General features: G+C 61.7%; 16 protein-coding genes. 10 read left to right on the top strand and 6 right to left on the bottom strand.

Annotation, left to right across the window (positions count from 1 at the left end; translation table 11 throughout):
* Positions 1-172 precede the first annotated feature (172 nt).
* A complete protein-coding gene (locus tag BM279_RS23360; RefSeq protein WP_093502863.1) occupies positions 173-610 on the top strand; it encodes a hypothetical protein in 438 nt (145 codons plus the stop codon).
* A gap of 9 nt (positions 611-619) precedes the next feature.
* On the opposite strand, the gene BM279_RS08700 is transcribed toward BM279_RS23360, so the two are convergent.
* Both BM279_RS08700 and BM279_RS08705 read right to left on the bottom strand, forming a co-directional pair.
* Positions 620-895, bottom strand: coding sequence for a DUF1652 domain-containing protein (locus BM279_RS08700; protein WP_167363123.1), 276 nt, complete (start codon positions 893-895; stop codon positions 620-622).
* Between the two features lie 80 nt (positions 896-975).
* On the bottom strand, positions 976-1,200 hold the full coding sequence (locus BM279_RS08705; RefSeq protein ID WP_093502867.1) for a PLD nuclease N-terminal domain-containing protein: 225 nt from the start codon (positions 1,198-1,200) through the stop codon (positions 976-978).
* Between the two features lie 414 nt (positions 1,201-1,614).
* Here BM279_RS08705 and BM279_RS08710 point away from each other — a divergent pair, with 414 nt between their 5' ends.
* On the top strand, positions 1,615-1,956 hold the full coding sequence (locus BM279_RS08710; RefSeq protein ID WP_093502869.1) for a hypothetical protein: 342 nt from the start codon (positions 1,615-1,617) through the stop codon (positions 1,954-1,956).
* An 80-nt stretch (positions 1,957-2,036) separates the two neighbouring features.
* Here BM279_RS08710 and BM279_RS08715 read toward each other — a convergent pair whose 3' ends face one another.
* The 3 genes from BM279_RS08715 to BM279_RS08725 all read right to left on the bottom strand — a co-directional run bounded on the left by BM279_RS08715 (position 2,037) and on the right by BM279_RS08725 (position 6,569).
* Positions 2,037-3,836: a methyl-accepting chemotaxis protein gene (locus BM279_RS08715; protein ID WP_093502871.1), complete on the bottom strand. Its 1,800-nt coding sequence runs from the start codon at positions 3,834-3,836 to the stop codon at positions 2,037-2,039.
* 254 nt (positions 3,837-4,090) lie between these two features.
* A complete protein-coding gene (locus BM279_RS08720; RefSeq protein WP_093502873.1) occupies positions 4,091-5,251 on the bottom strand; it encodes an L-talarate/galactarate dehydratase in 1,161 nt (386 codons plus the stop codon).
* Between the two features lie 280 nt (positions 5,252-5,531).
* Positions 5,532-6,569 (bottom strand): LacI family DNA-binding transcriptional regulator, encoded by a 1,038-nt coding sequence (locus tag BM279_RS08725; RefSeq protein ID WP_093502875.1) that lies wholly within the window; start codon positions 6,567-6,569, stop codon positions 5,532-5,534.
* Positions 6,570-6,737: 168 nt separating this feature from the next.
* Between BM279_RS08725 and pnuC the strand changes: the two genes are divergently transcribed.
* The 8 genes from pnuC (at position 6,738) to BM279_RS08765 (ending at position 13,059) form a co-directional block, all read left to right on the top strand.
* Positions 6,738-7,310: a nicotinamide riboside transporter PnuC gene (pnuC, locus tag BM279_RS08730; protein WP_093502877.1), complete on the top strand. Its 573-nt coding sequence runs from the start codon at positions 6,738-6,740 to the stop codon at positions 7,308-7,310.
* A 1-nt stretch (position 7,311) separates the two neighbouring features.
* Positions 7,312-8,355: an AAA family ATPase gene (locus BM279_RS08735; RefSeq protein ID WP_093502879.1), complete on the top strand. Its 1,044-nt coding sequence runs from the start codon at positions 7,312-7,314 to the stop codon at positions 8,353-8,355.
* A gap of 90 nt (positions 8,356-8,445) precedes the next feature.
* The gene (locus BM279_RS08740) at positions 8,446-9,612 is read left to right on the top strand and encodes a zinc-dependent alcohol dehydrogenase (RefSeq protein ID WP_093502881.1); all 1,167 of its coding nucleotides are present in this window, start codon (positions 8,446-8,448) and stop codon (positions 9,610-9,612) included.
* 313 nt (positions 9,613-9,925) lie between these two features.
* The gene (locus BM279_RS08745) at positions 9,926-10,279 is read left to right on the top strand and encodes a DUF3509 domain-containing protein (RefSeq protein ID WP_013790729.1); all 354 of its coding nucleotides are present in this window, start codon (positions 9,926-9,928) and stop codon (positions 10,277-10,279) included.
* 279 nt (positions 10,280-10,558) lie between these two features.
* Positions 10,559-11,068 carry a ferritin-like domain-containing protein gene (locus BM279_RS08750; protein ID WP_093503517.1) on the top strand — a complete coding sequence of 170 codons (510 nt, stop codon included), beginning with the start codon at positions 10,559-10,561 and terminating at the stop codon, positions 11,066-11,068.
* A 77-nt stretch (positions 11,069-11,145) separates the two neighbouring features.
* Positions 11,146-11,694 (top strand): RipA family octameric membrane protein, encoded by a 549-nt coding sequence (locus tag BM279_RS08755; RefSeq protein WP_093502883.1) that lies wholly within the window; start codon positions 11,146-11,148, stop codon positions 11,692-11,694.
* A gap of 119 nt (positions 11,695-11,813) precedes the next feature.
* Positions 11,814-12,422: an SCO family protein gene (locus BM279_RS08760; protein ID WP_093502885.1), complete on the top strand. Its 609-nt coding sequence runs from the start codon at positions 11,814-11,816 to the stop codon at positions 12,420-12,422.
* Positions 12,415-13,059, top strand: a complete 645-nt coding sequence (locus tag BM279_RS08765) for a cytochrome c oxidase assembly protein (protein WP_093502887.1) — start codon at positions 12,415-12,417, stop codon at positions 13,057-13,059. The genes BM279_RS08760 and BM279_RS08765 overlap by 8 nt, the downstream gene beginning before the upstream one ends.
* A 38-nt stretch (positions 13,060-13,097) precedes the next feature.
* On the opposite strand, the gene BM279_RS08770 is transcribed toward BM279_RS08765, so the two are convergent.
* Positions 13,098-14,744 carry a methyl-accepting chemotaxis protein gene (locus BM279_RS08770; protein ID WP_093502889.1) on the bottom strand — a complete coding sequence of 549 codons (1,647 nt, stop codon included), beginning with the start codon at positions 14,742-14,744 and terminating at the stop codon, positions 13,098-13,100.
* Between the last annotated feature and the right edge of the window lie 437 nt (positions 14,745-15,181).

Consider the following 15,181-nt stretch of genomic DNA (forward strand, 5'->3'; position numbering starts at 1 on the left):
CCTTGTTAATTACGAGGCCCTGAGGGCTGACGAGTTCGAACAATCGCCGTCTGTATCCGGATGCTTCAAATCCACGGATTTCGGGGCTTCCGGCCGGCAGAAAAGCTGAATCCCTGGGCATCGGCCGAATCGAATCCGGAGACGCTCGACAATCACTCGATGGGAGAACGACATGGGCCAATTCCGGATTTACCTCGATGACGAACTGCTCTGTGCGACCACCTCGCCGGCACTGGCGCAGGCCGCCTGGAACCGTGCCTCGCGCGATGCTCGTGTAGCCGAAAAAGGCGGTTGGGTACGTGCCTACGAAGGCGAAGTGACCGTGGCGGAAATGCACCCCGAACCACGCGTCGGCCACCCGTGGCCGGACGGCCGAGACCATCAGCCGGACCTGCGCGATGTGTGGGACAGCCTGATGCGGCTGCTTCAGCAGCAGGGCCTGGATGACCAGGCGATGACCAATGCGCTGAACCGTTTCGGGCTTGCGACCACGAGCGTGCAGGGTTCGGTCAAGGATGAGCTGGGTGGGCGCACCGTACCCACCGCGGCAGAGCTGGTGGTGCTGCTCGATGCCATCCAGCAGGATCGTCAGCGCGAGCCCGAGGCCTAAGTGTTGCAGTCATGGCAGGCGCGCCTTGTTCACGCAGTGGCGATTGAACAGCTCGGGTTTGTCCAAGCGAATGCGTGCTTCGATCTGCTCGATGATGGCGAATACTTCCGTCGGAGTCAGCGATGTCCTGCAGGGGATATCGCGTACTTCGAGAGAGGTTTCCGAGTCCTTTTCTGAAAGATGCACGACCATACTGGTCGGCGACTGTAATGACACTTGTACAACAAGTGGCTGGAAATAGTTGTACAGCAATGCTGCAGCGTCCAGGAATTTAAGCTTTGCCACATTTATTGCTCTCGGTATTACTCCTTTATTACCGGTATTAGTGGCAGTCCGGACTTTCTTGTCAAATCAATAGTTCTGCTTTATTTGCTCTGCTCGGGTGAAGTCGGCGGTTTGGGCATGCCACGCGGGCCAATAAACCCCCAGATGATCAAACCAATGACCGGCAGCAACAGAATAATCAATGCCCACATCAGTCGGGTATTGAAGCGCTTTTCACTGCGCCACAGATTCATGATGGTGACCAGGTCGACGAAAGCGATGACGACAAAGGCGCCGAGCCAGAATAGTAGGGATGGATCGCCCATGGCGGAACTCCTGTGGTTGCGGCGAAGCCATGGATATTGGGTTCGCAAGGTTAGACGGAAGCTGGAGGGCGTCTTACCCGTGTTGAGGCCGTTACATGCACAAAGCGCCTCGACCTGTCACCGGAATAATTACCCTGTTCAATTACGAAGTATCCCGGTACCATTAAGTTCGCGTGAAAAGATGATCGGCCATGCTGGCCTTTTAATATAAAACGCAGTGAATGCTTTTTAGGCGTGCATGATGCCCGTGCAATAAAGGCGATTCATGCAAAATGCAATTACCTTGCACAAGCGTAAGCGGCTCCATAGGCAATAAAACCGGAGTATTCGTCACATTGAAAAGTTGGCATGTGTGATGCACCCGTTCAGGTGCATTAATCAATAGCTGTCTGCCGACCAATAAAAGGATCACCGATGAATACTGCCGCGCTCGACCAACTGAGCATCGCTTTACCGGATTACAATGTTTCCATTACCCCGCGCCCGGATGGCATGTACCTGCTGAGCATCAGTCGGGAGGGTGAGTCCATCTTTCTCAAGGCTGTCGACAAGGCGGCCATCGACACCGAGGACGGTGCTCGCGCGCTCGAGCGCGAAATCCTGCGGGACCACAAGCTGGTCAGTGGCGAAGTGAACTGGAAGGGCGCTGGCGCGCAATGGGTAACGCGCAAACTGCCGACCTTCACTGGCGCCCCGGTCAACCCGACTGCTGCGAAGATGATGTGGTCGCGCCGCAACCTGGACTCTCTGCATTGAGTGCAGCGCACCCACAAAAAAGCCCCGCATCGTCGGGGCTTTTTTGTGGGTCATGAGGGCTTGTCAGGCGCATCGCAACATCAGGATTTGCCGAGCAAGCGCGAGGCATCGAAGCCCATGCGCATGTTGCCCCAGTGGCGCCCCTCGAAGAAGAACGGCACGTCGATCTCGGTCATGATCTCGCCGGTGTCGCGCAGGTAGGTCTGCAGCAGGAAGCGCTGAGTGTTGCCCGCCGCGCGCAGGCCCACCGGGTCGGAGAACATGCGCTTGTTGCGGCACACCGGCAGGTCGACGGCGCGGTTGCCGGTTGGCGGCTTCGACACCCAGCTGTTGTTCACCGGGCAGTAGCCCTTGTTGTCGACGATAAAGGTCACGATGCCGCCTTGCGTACCCTTGGTCAGACGGTCGATCTCTTCCTGGCAGATCTGCGCGAAGCGTTCGGTGTATCCGGTCAAGTACTGCTTGGGATCGGTATTGGGGATCAGCTTGTAGTTCTGGTCGAACAGGTTCACGCCTTCGCGCTGCAGTGTTGCCAGGCGCGCTTGCAGGGCGTCACGGCACTGGGTCGCGCGAGTGATGGCAGCGTCGAGTTCGCCCTCGCCAAGTACGAAGCGACCGAGCAGTTCCTGCACCCGTTCGGCAACGCCTGAGAGATCACGGGTAGCGGTGGCCGAGCGCTGCATGCGCTGGTCGATGGCCTGGCTGTCGGCGTGGATCTGGGTGACGCGATCGTTGATGCCAGTATTGGCATCGGCCACCTGCTGGATGTGCTCGGCGATCTCCGCCAGCTTGCTGGTGGTGGATTCGAAGTCGCCGATCATCGTCTCGAAGTGCCCTGTGGCACGCTCGACCACCACCTGGGTTTCACGGGCGCTCTGGCTGATGCGTGCGGTCTGCTCGTGGGTGGTGCTGACTTCCTTGAGCATGGCGTCGATGTTTTGCGAGATGTCGCCGGTGGCTTGGCTGACGTTCTGCGCCAGGGTGCGCACCTCATCGGCGACCACTGCGAAACCACGGCCGCTTTCGCCGGCACGGGCCGCTTCGATGGCGGCGTTGAGGGCCAGCAGGTTGGTCTGCGAAGAAATCTGCTGGATCAGGCCGACCACCGATTTGATATTCGACGAACGCTCGTTGAGCGCCGAAACCAGGGTGCTGAATTCGTTGAGGCTGTTGGAAATGGCGCTGATGTTGCCGGTGACTTCCAGGAGTTCCGCGTAGGAGTCCTGTGCCATGCCGAGGTTATGTGCGGTGGTCGCCGAGATCGCCTGAGTCTGCTGCGACACCTCGTCGATACGGCCGACAGCGATGTTGCTCTCGCTCATCACCTCATTGGCGAAGCGCGCCTGGTGGGTGGCGCTGTCGCTGGAGTCGCTGATGTTCTTCAGCGAGCGGGCCGATTCCACGGCGATCTGCACGGTCAGTGCCTGCACGTTACTGATGATCTCGCGCTGCTTGGCCAGGAAGCGGTTGCAGGTGCTGGCCAGGGTACGGATTTCGTCGTGGGTGAGCAGGGGCAGGTCGCGGGACAGGTCGCCTTCACCGCTGGCGATTTCTTCCAAAGCGCGGGTCATGTTGTCGACCGGGCGTACGATCAGGTGGCGGAAATACCAGACCATGAAACTGACCATGCCCAACGTGAACAGCGCGCTGAGCGTCAGCGCCGTGCCCAGGGTGTCGAGCTTGCCTTCGACCTGCTTGAGCAATGCCGGGTCGAGTTGGGCACCGTGCAGCAGCTGCACGATATCGGCGCGCAGGCTCAAGGCCACCCAGACCAGCAGGCCACTGACCACCACTAACAAAAAGAGGCTGGAGAGCTTTTTGGTCAAGGTATCGAAAAAGTGCATTTCGATGGAATCGTACAGCGACTTTAACGACTGCATGCCGCAGCTCCTGACAGAGAAATAATCCTTGGATTTCCATTACTTCGACCAGAAGCGCGGAACCTTTAACAAAGGGGGCTCTGTTCGCCGACGTTCCACGCGATTTGTCGGATGTTCCACCGCGGGGCGGCGAGTGTAGTGCTTCGCTTGTGACCGTTAAAGAGTGGTTACACAAAAAATGGCGTCAATTGGCCACTCGTACAAACGACACTACCGGCACAGGGCCGGTAGCGCTTTGTTGCACAAAGAAGAGCTTAGCCGCGCTGGCCGAACTCCGCCTGCTGGGCGGTCCACCCAGCCACGTGCTCGCTTAGCGACAGGCCCAGGCCGGGGCGGTTCGGCACCAGCATGCGGCCATCGCGGGTTTCCAGGCGCTCGTTGAACAGCGGTTCGAGCCATTCGAAGTGTTCGACCCAGGGTTCGGTCGGGTAGGTGGCAGCCAGGTGCACGTGCAACTCCATGGCGAAGTGCGGGGCGAGCATCACTCCAGCATGTTCCGCCATGGCGGCGATTTTCAGGAACGGCGTGATACCGCCGACGCGCGGCCCATCAGGCATCAGGTAGTCAGCGCCGCGGGCTTTGATGAACTCGGCATGCTCGGCGACGCTGGTGAGCATCTCGCCGGTGGCGATTGGCGTGTCGAAGGCCGCGGCCAGAGCGGCGTGGCCTTCGGCGTCGTAGCAGTCCAGCGGCTCCTCAATCCATACCAGGTTGAATTCCTCGAAACGCCGGCAAATGCGCTGGGCGGTGGGGCGATCCCACTGCTGGTTGGCGTCGACCATCAGCGGGAAGTCGTCGCCCAGGTGCTGGCGAATGGTGGCGACGCGGTGCAGGTCGAGGGCCGAGTCGGGCTGGCCGACCTTCAGCTTGATGCCGCCAATGCCCTTCTCGCGCGATAGATCGGTGTTGACCTTTAGCTGGTCCAGCGGCGTGTGCAGAAAACCGCCAGAGGTGTTGTAGCAGCGCACCGAGTCGCGCTGGGCGCCGAGCAGGCGGGCCAGGGAGAGGCCCGCGCGCTTGGCTTTCATGTCCCACAGGGCCACGTCGAAGGCGCCGATCGCCTGGGTCGACAAACCGCTGCGGCCCACTGAGGCGCCGGCCCAGCACAGTTTGGTCCACAGCTTCTGGATGTCGCTGGGGTTCTCGCCGAGCAGTGCCGGGGCGATTTCCTGGGCATGGGCGAACTGACCGGGGCCGCCGGCGCGCTTGGAGTAGCTGAAGCCCAGACCGCGGTGGCCGTCCTTGCTTTCGATCTCCACGAACAGCATGGCGATCTCGGTCATCGGCTTTTGCCGGCCGGTCAGTACCTTGGCATCGCTGATCGGGTTGGCCAGGGGCAGGAAGACCGAGGCGATGCGCACCCAGGCGATCTGGTCCTGGTCTGCACAGCTTTGGGAAAGGGTGTGTTCACTCACGCGGATTACCTCGCTTGACGTTCTTGTTGGCGCCGCCAGGTGGTGTGAATCACTGGCTTGAATTCGGACGTTAAGCTGATTAGGTAATCATTCAAGGGATTGGGTAGGGCTTTGGGACTGCTTCAAGGCAGAAGCGGACATCGAGCGCCGCGGCTCTTGTAGGAGGAGCTTTAGCCCCGAGCTTTATGAAGATGCAAAGAGCTCGGGCCTAAAGGCCCTCCTACACGTTCGCGCGACCGACCGCTTCCGCCACCAATCAGCCAAGCAGTGATGTAAGCCCTCACGCACTCTGCCGCTCGACGATGCTGAAACCGGTATCGATGCGCACCTTAATCGGCTTTTCGTCGGGATGCTCGAGGCGCTGGAGCAGGGCGCGGGCGGCCTGTTGGCCAATCTCGGCGCCGTTGATGCGTACCGTGGACAGCGACGGCTGCAGGTGCGCGGCGACGTTCAGATCGCCAAAGCCCATCACTGCCATATCGTCCGGCGCGCGGATGCCACGCTCGGTAGCTTCGACCAGCACGCCATGGGCCAGGGTGTCGGAGCTGCACACCAGCACTTGCGGGCATTCGCCAGCGCCCAGCAGGCGTTGCAGGCCCTCGCGGCCGAGGTCGGCCGTCGCCGGTGGCGGCAGCACGATGCGCGGTACATCGGTGATGCCCTGGCTGGCGATTTCGGCGACCAGGCTGTCGCAACGGCGCTGGCCGCGCGGGTCATCGAGGGTGATCACGGCAAAGCGGCGATAACCCTTGCCGGTTAGATAGCGCGCAGTGGCCACACCGACCGCTTCATGGGAAAAACCCACCAGCATGTCCAGCGGCCGCGGCGCCAGATCCCAGGTTTCTACGATGGGAATACCCGAGCGCGACAGGCGCGTGCGGCTGGCCTCGGTGTGCAGGGTGCCGGTCAGCACGATGCCATCGGGGCGGCGGCGCAGGATGGTGTCGAGCAGTTGTTCCTCACGCTCGGCGCTGTAGTTGGTCAGGCCGATGAGGGTTTCGTGGCCGGCCTCGGTAAGGGTGTCGATCAGTGCCTGCACGGTGTCGGCGAAGATCGAGTTGGCCACGGTCGGCACTAGCAGGGAAATCAACCGGCTGCGCTGCGTGGCGGCGCCGGTGAGCATGGCCGGTACGTAGCCGGTCAGCTGTACCGCGCGGAATACCTTTTCGCGCAACTCGGCGCGTACGATCTCCGGCTGGTTGAGGGTACGCGATACGGTGATCGGCGACACCCCGGCAACCTTGGCGACATCGGCCAGGGTCGGCGCCTTGCCCGTCGGCAGGTTCGGGCGCTTGCGGGTGGGGCGGTCATCACTCATGGTCGTCCTCGCGCGGCTGGTCAGCAGGCGATAGTATCAAGCCAGGCGATGACCGCGCGCTTGCTACAAGCGTTGCGCTATGCTGCGCCTCGGCTCGCTCCCCATGTGCCACTCACTCTCTCCCGACCCGGCTGACAGGCGCCAAGGCTGCCTGACAAGGATTCGTTGATGCCCAGTAATCTGGAGCTGTTCGCCAATATCGCCAACCTGATCGCCGTTTTGCTGGCGGCGCGCAACAGTGTGCACACATGGTCGGTGGGCATCGTCGGTTGCCTGCTGTTCGGCTGGCTGTTCTTCACCGTGCAGCTGTACGCCGATGTCACCCTGCAGGGCTTTTTCATCGTCACTAGCGCCATGGGCTGGTGGGCCTGGTTGCACGGCAACGCTGGCGGTGAGTTGCCGATCAGCCGTACGCCGCCTCAAGCACTGCTCGGTTACCTGGCCCTGGCGGTCATCGTCGCGGTTGCCTACGGCCTGTTGCTGCATCGTTTCACCGACGCCTATGCGCCGTTGGTGGATTCCCTGGTGCTGACCTTCAGCGTGCTGGCGCAACTGCTGCTGATGCGCCGGCGCGTGGAAACCTGGTACGGCTGGCTGCTGGTCAACACCCTGGCGGTGCCGCTGTTCGCCTCCCGCGAGTTGTACCTCACCGCCGGGCTTTACGTGCTGTTCTGGTGCAACGCCTGGTACGGCCTGTACCGCTGGCGTCGCGAGCTGCAGGGCCAGGAGCGGTTGGCCTGAGATGCGCAAAGCCTTTCAACGCGCCCTGGTGGTCGGCAAGTTTTCACCTTTGCACCTGGGCCATGAGTTGCTGATCCGCGAGGCGCTGGCCCAGTGCGAGCAGCTCCACCTGCTCAGCTACTCGTTGCCGGAGTTGCCCGGCTGCGAGGCGCCACGCCGCGAGCGCTGGTTGCAGACGCGCTTTGCCGATGTGCCAGCTTTGGTGGTCACCCAGGCGCGTATCGACGCCTGGCGTGGCGAGGGCCGGGTGCTGCCTGATCTGCCGCACAACGAGGCGCCCGATCACCAGCAGCGCCAGTTCGTCGCCGAGCTGTGCCAGGGTGTGCTTGGCACCACGGTCGATGCGGTGTTCACCAGTGAAAGCTATGGCGATGGCTTCGCCGCGCACCTGGCGCAGTGCTTTGGCCATCCGGTGCAGCATGTCTGCATCGATCAGGCGCGGGCTGCCGTGCCGATCTCCGGTACTCGCTTGCGTGAAGATCCCCACCGGCTCAAGGCATTTCTGGCGCCGCCGGTGTATGCCGATTTCGTCGAGCGCATCGTGCTGCTGGGCGGCGAGTCTACCGGCAAGAGTAGCCTGGCCGCAGCCCTGGCCCAGGCGTTGGGCAGCGTGTATGTCGCCGAGTATGGGCGCGAGTGTTGGGAGGCGCGGGGTGGCGAGTTGCAGTACGACGATCTGCTGCATATCGGCCGTACCCAGGTCGCCCGCGAGAACGCTGCCGCCGAGCGCGCCAACCGGTACCTGGTCTGCGATACCTCGCCGTTGACCACGCTGTTCTACAGCGGCGCGATGTTCGGTGACGCCGAGCCCGAGTTGCAGCGCCTGGCCGAGCGGCCTTATACGCACACCTTCCTGTGCGCTGACGACTTTCCCTTCGTGCAGGACGGCACCCGCCAGGACGAAACCTTTCGCCGTCGCCAGCAGGCCTGGTATCGCGACGAGTTACAGCGCCGCGGCTGCATCTATCACGAGTTGCGCGGCTCCCTCACCGAACGCGTCGCCCAAGCCATCAAAATGCTGCAAAGCCCCGTGCCACAAGCGTAAGCGGCCACTTATCCCTGGGGCTGAACCAAAGGAATCGGCGCCTCCTCGGACTCTAGAACAGGCACTCAAACCCTCGTTCTGGAGAGCAGCATGCGCGCATTGACCTATCACGGCAGCCACGACGTTCGCGTCGACAACGTACCCGACCCCATCATCCAGGAGCCGGACGACATCATCCTGCGGGTGACCGCCACGGCGATCTGCGGCTCGGACCTGCACCTGTACCGCGGCAAGATTCCTCAGGTGAAACACGGCGACGTGTTTGGCCATGAATTCATGGGCATCGTCGAGGAAGTCGGCAGCGCCGTGACGGCGGTCAGCAAGGGCGACCGGGTGATCGTGCCGTTCGTAATCGCCTGCGGCAGCTGCTTCTTCTGCGACATGAACCTGCACGCCGCCTGTGAAACCACCAACGATGGTCGCGGCGCCATCCTCAACAAGAAGCAGATTCCTTCTGGCGCCGCGCTGTTCGGCTACAGCCACCTGTATGGCGGAATGCCCGGCGGTCAGGCGGAACTGGTGCGGGTGCCCAAGGCCAATGCCGGGCCGTTCAAGATTCCCGATGAGCTCGATGACGAGCGCGTGCTGTTTCTCACCGACATCCTGCCGACCGGCTACCAGGCGGTGATCAATGGCGGGGTGAAGGAGGGCAGCAGCGTGGCGATCTACGGCGCCGGCCCAGTGGGGCTGATGGCGGCGGCCTGTGCACGGATGCTCGGCGCCCGGCAGATCTTCATGGTCGACAACCAGCCGTACCGCCTCGAATACGCGCGGGCGACCTATGGCGTGGTGCCGATCAATTTCGACAAGGTCGATGACCCTGCCGAGGCGATCATCGAGCAGACCGACGGCCACCGTGGCGTCGATGCGGCCATCGACGCGGTCGGCTTCGAAGCCAAGGGCAGCGCCACCGAAACTCTGCTCACCCAGCTCAAGCTCGAGGGCAGCAGTGGCAAGGCGCTGCGTCAATGCATTGCGGCGGTCCGGCGCGGCGGCACAGTCAGCGTGCCCGGCGTGTACGCAGGCTTTATCCACGGCTTCCTGTTCGGCGACGCTTTCGACAAGGGGCTGACCTTCAAGATGGGCCAGACCCATGTGCACGGCTTGCTGCCGGATTTGCTGGAACGCATCCAGGGTGGCGAGCTGCAGCCGGAGATCATCATCAGCCACCGCATGAACCTCTCCAATGCCGCCGAGGGCTATCGGTTGTTCGACAAGCAGGAGGACGATTGCCGCAAGGTGATTCTGCGCCCCTGATCGATCTTCGACTTTCACCGCCCAATGACCTCGCTGCCTATATAAAGGCAGCGAGGTCATTAATTTTGTAAGCATTGTAAATTAACTGGAAAGTGCGCCAGTTATATATGTCGAGATTATTTCTGTGGTTCTAATTTGATGGCATGCAAAATGCGGTGCTCTGCAAGTTGCATCTTGCACTTTGCAATGTGGATTGTTGGAAAAGTTGACCGAAAGGCCCAGTTTGCAGGCGTTTGCTAAGTTCATTTTTTTGGCATGCGCTGTGCAATACCGAATGACGTTAAAAACCGTCATTCACTTAGGGAGTTTTCCAATGACTGCTGTTGCCATTGAAGTGCTTGCGTCTGCGCTGCCGGATCATGAAATCACCCTCACACCGCGCCCGGACGGAAAATTTCTGCTGACAGTTGCCAAGGGTGGCGAAACCCAACTTTGCCGCGCCATCGACCGCCGCACCGTGGTCGAGCAGAACGAGCTGCGTGCCCTGGCCCACGAGCTGGAGCGCGACCAGAAGCTGGTCAGCGGCGAGATTTCCTGGAAGGGCGCTGGCGCCCGTTGGGTACGCCGCAAGCTACCTACCTTCACCGGCGCGCCGGTAAGCCCGACCGCTGCCAAGATGATGTGGACGCGGCGCAATCTGGACCGTCGCCAGCGCCCGACGGCCTGAGCCGGACCCAATATCGAGCCCCGCACTTGGCGGGGCTTTTTATTGATAGCGAAAAAATAGCCATGATCTTGTACTAGAAGCTGTATTTAATTATTTGTGTATAAATTATTGATTGTACGTATAGGTATTGACCGTTTTCTTGAATGGATTAGTTGTCAGAAAAACATGCTGGTTAATTGTTCGCTCATTCAAATAAACCGCTCGTCCTTAATTGCGAACGTATTGGCGCCGCGCTCGTTCCCAATAATGAATCCGCAAATATGTTAGGAGCGAATGATCATGGCGACCAAAACCGAAAATCTGTTGAGCTGGCTTCGTGATGCCCACGCGATGGAACAGCAGGCCGAGCAGATGTTGAAGGCGCAGGCCGCGCGCCTTGAACATTATCCGAAACTCAAGACCCGTATCGAACAGCATATCGAGGAGACCCAGGGCCAGCGTGAACTGCTGGAAGGCTGCCTGGAGCGTCTCGGTGAGAAACCGTCCATGCTCAAGGACATCGCCGGCAAGCTGACCGCCTTCGGTCAGGCGGTCGGTGGCTCGGTCATGAGCGATGAAGTGATCAAGGGCGCCATGAGCGGCTACGTGTTCGAGAACTTGGAAATCGCCTCTTACACCGTACTGATCGCCGCCGCCAAGGCTGCTGGTGACCGCGAAACCCAGCGTGTCTGCGAGACCATCCTGCCCCAGGAGGAGGCGATGGCCGAGTGGATCAAGGCTCACCTGCCCGAGCTGACCGATGCCTTCCTGACCCGCTCGCAAGCGCCGGATACCGAAGCCAAGCGCTAACGACCCTGCGGCGCCCTGCAGCATGTCTGCGAGGCGCCGGCGTCATTCTTTTCACCGCCGAACCGGTAGTTCTCCACGTGTCCAGAATCATCACCTCACCTGAAGCCGAACCGGTTGGAGACGACTCCGAAGTCTCCGACTCGCTGATGTTCGGTACGCCCAAGGAACGCCTGGATTTCTATCGCCGGGAGATCCAGTACGAAACCAACCTGATGGCCGACCGCACCAACGCCTACCTGGCGGCGCAGTCGTTTCTGGTCATCGCCTTCGCTTCGTCGATGGCCAACGCCAACCCTGATTGGGGCGACATGTTCACCCTGGTGGTGCCCACCATGCTGGCGCTGCTCGGCATCGTCAGTTCACTGAATGCCTGGCCGGGCATTCGCGCCTCGGCCGCGATCATCGGCCACTGGCATTTCAAGCAACAGCAGCTGTTGCACAGCGAGCCGAAGTTTGGCCACGCCTACGACGAGTCGCCGCTGTTCAGCGAGCATGAGTCCAGCAAGGAGCGCTATTTGAAGTCCCTGCGCTTCTCGTTGCGTTCGCCCTGGCTGTTCACCATTTTCTGGGCTGCTCTGGGCGCGTTTTCGGTATGGCTGCAGCTGTCGTCGTCGGCCAAGGTATGAGGCCAGTGGCGCTGGAGATCTGAGGTTACCTTTTACAGGTCGCACTCTGCCTGATCGGGCGCGGTCATTAACCTCAGGCAGGCGCAGGGCACTGCCGGCGACGGATGAGGAAGCCGCACATGAAACGCACCTGGATAGCCAGCGCCGTGATCACCGGGTTGCTGCTCGCCGCGTTGCCGCTTTCCTATCAACTATGGCCGGCACGCACGCCGGTGGCGGCCGCCGTCGATGCCGGCCAGCGCATCGGCGGGCCATTCGAACTGCGTGACCCGAGTGGGCGCGCCGTTACGCACGAGAGTTTCGACGGACAATGGTTGCTGGTGTTCTTCGGCTTTACCCGTTGCGCGGATATCTGCCCGACCACCCTGATGCAGGTCGCCAAAGTGCTCGACGGTATGGGCGAGCAGGGCGATTGGTTGCAGCCGCTGTTTATCAGCCTCGACCCTGACCGCGATACACCCGAGGTGCTGGCTGCCTACACGACCTTTTTCGACGAGCGCATCCTCGGTCTGACCGGCACCTCGGAGCAGATCCAGCAGGTCGCCGATGCTTACGCTGTGTACTTTCGCAAGGTGCCAATGGGCGATACCTACATGCTCGACCACACCGGCGCGGTCTATCTGATGAACCCGCAGGGCGAGCTGGCCAGCCTGATTCCCCTGCGCACCGCGCCGACGGATGCGATACGGGAAATCTCCACCGCCCTGGCGCAATCGCGCGATGGCTGATCAGCTCGCCGCGACAAGCAGGCCAACGCGCAACTGGCCGCTGCTGCTCGGTTTCGTGGTGCTCGCCGCCTGCTGGCTGGGGCCCTTGCCGGCGATGAGCCGCACGGCGTTTTCCGCCCATATGCTGCTGCACCTGGGCGTGATTGCCCTGGCGGCGCCGCTGTTGGCCATCGGCCTGGCCCGCGCAGGCTTGAGGGTAGACAGGCTGCGCCACAGCGGCGCGACGATCTCATTAATCTTCGCTGCTGAAATGGCCATTGTGTGGGGCTGGCATGCGCCGCCGCTGCATGAAGCGGCGGCGCTCAACGTCTGGGCGTTCGTCGCTCAGCAGGCCAGCTTTCTTGCCGTGGGGCTTGGCGTCTGGCTGCTCGGTTTTGCCAGCGATTCGCGTCGGGGGCTGGCAGCGGCGATGTCCGGCTTCTTCCTGACCTTCGTGCACATGACCATGCTGGGCGTGGTGCTGATCATGGCGCCGAAGCTGATCTATCCCGCCGAGCTTTGCCTGGGCGCGTTCGGGTTCGAGCAACTGGATGACCAGCGCTTCGGCGGCATCCTGATGGCGGCGTGGAGCGCGGTGGCGTATCTGGGCGGGGCGGTGGTGCTGGGCGCGCGCCTGCTGGCGCCGGAGCGGGACTAGCAAGGCCGCCGCCGGCATTGCGCCGGCGGCAACTGTTTTTACAGCTTGAAGTTACCGACCAGCTCGTCAAGCTGGCGCGACAACTGTTGCAGGTTGCTGCTGGCGTCGTTGAGCTGATCGGCGATCTGCGTGGTTTCCTGGGTGAACTGGTTGATCTGTTCGACGTTGCGGTTGATCTCCTCGACCACTGCGGACTGCTCCTCGGTGGCGGTGGCGACCTGGATGTTCTGGTCGCTGATCTGGGTGATATGACCGTTGATCTGGGCCAGCGCCTGGGACGCCTTGCCGGCGGATTCGACCACCCGCTCGCTCTGCTGACGGCCCTTGGCCATGGCCTCGACCGCCGAGCGCGATTCGGCCTGCAGGCGGTCGATGACTTTCTGGATTTCCTCGGTGGAGGCGCCGGAGCGGCTGGCCAGGGTACGTACCTCGTCGGCCACCACGGCAAAGCCACGGCCCTGCTCGCCGGCACGAGCCGCCTCGATGGCCGCGTTGAGGGCCAGCAGGTTGGTCTGCTCGGAAATGCTGCGGATGGTGCCCAGAGTCGCGCTGATCGCCTCGATCTGCCCGGCCAGTTCGCCGACCACCCTGGCGGTCTGCTCCAGCTCGCCGTTCAGCGAGTCGACCTGCCGGTTGGCCTGGTCCACCACTTCGCGTCCGGTGTTGGCATAGTCGGTGGCTTCGCGGGCCACCTGAGCGGCGTTCTCGGCATTTCCAGCAATTTCATTGACCGTCGAGCCGAGCTCGTGGATGGCGGTGGCCACCTGTACGGTGCGGTCGCTCTGGGCCACGCAGTTGCTCTGGGTCAGTCGTGCACGCTCGGCCACATCTCGGGCCATGGCCGCCAGCTCGCGGGAGTTACCGGCCAGCTGCTGCATGATGCCGTGCACCTTTGCCAGGAAGCGGTTGAAGCTCTGGGCGATGTCGCTGAGCTCGTCGCTGCCGTTCAGCTGGATGGGTGCGTTGAGCGCCAGGTTGTCGGCGGCATGGCCCAGGCTGTTCTGCAGGGTGGATACGCGTCGGCGCAGGTTGCTGACGATCAGCCAGGAGGCGACGAACGACACCAGTAGGCCCAGAGCGATGATCACCAGTTGCCGCGTGCGGCCTTCTTCATAGTTGTCGGTGCTGCTCTGATTCTGCTGTTCGGCCTGCTGCAGCAGGGTGTCGAGCAGCTCGTTGGCACCGCCGCGCATCACGCCGTAGCTCTTGGCGTACTGGTCGCGGTAGATCTGCTGGGCGCGGGCCATATCGCCTGCGTCCAGCGCCTGCAGCATGGGCGTCAGCTCATTGCTGACCATGGTCTCGAACTGGTCGAGCAGGCGCTGTGCCTGGGCACGGCGCTCCGGATTGACCTGGGCCTCGACGGCGTGGCGCATGGCCTCGCGCATGCCGGGAATGTCTTCGTTGAGCGCTTCTTGTACCCGGGTCTTCACCCCACGCTCGTCGCGCAGGGCGGTTTCCTGCAGCAGCATCATGTCGATGCCCACGCGCATGCGCGGGATACGCGAGGCAGCTTCGGCCATCGCGCGCATGGGTGCGGAAGTGTTGAGGTAGAGCGCGCTGGCCTCCTTCTGCATGTTGGACATGCTGTTGAGGCTGGTCACCGCGACCAGTACCAGGGCGATGCAGGGGATAGCCACTGCGATGATCAGACGGGTCTTGAGTGTCAGCGTGTCGAGGCGCATGGGTTTAGTTCCATGTCATTGGAGTGGCGCCAGTATAGAGTCACTTCACAATCGAGGTGTGAACATTTCTGACCAGCTGGGTAGTTGTACGAAGATACCTGAAAGGCCGATATAGAGCGGTCTGTAGTGGTTTGCCGGTCACTCTAACGTGCTTCGGGCTGGTCATTCCGTGGCCCGCGTTGAGCTCCTTTCACTAACAGCTCTCTTACCCAGATGAATAAGAGTTGCCGAGCAGGTGCCAATCACTGTCGATGTGCTCCTAGTGCGTTCGTTCGTCGGCGAAGTGTCGGAGGAGTTGGCTACTGCTGCGCAAGGGCCGGTGATCTGGCAACTGGCCCTGCTTGGCAGAGCAAAGTGCCAATCGGAAAGGTTCTTGCCTGGCTTTTACAGCTTTTAAGTACCTCGCCAACCGGTGAGCGAAATCTGCTCATCAAGGG

The sequence above is a fragment of the Phytopseudomonas straminea genome, from assembly GCF_900112645.1.
GTDB lineage: Bacteria > Pseudomonadota > Gammaproteobacteria > Pseudomonadales > Pseudomonadaceae > Aquipseudomonas > Aquipseudomonas straminea.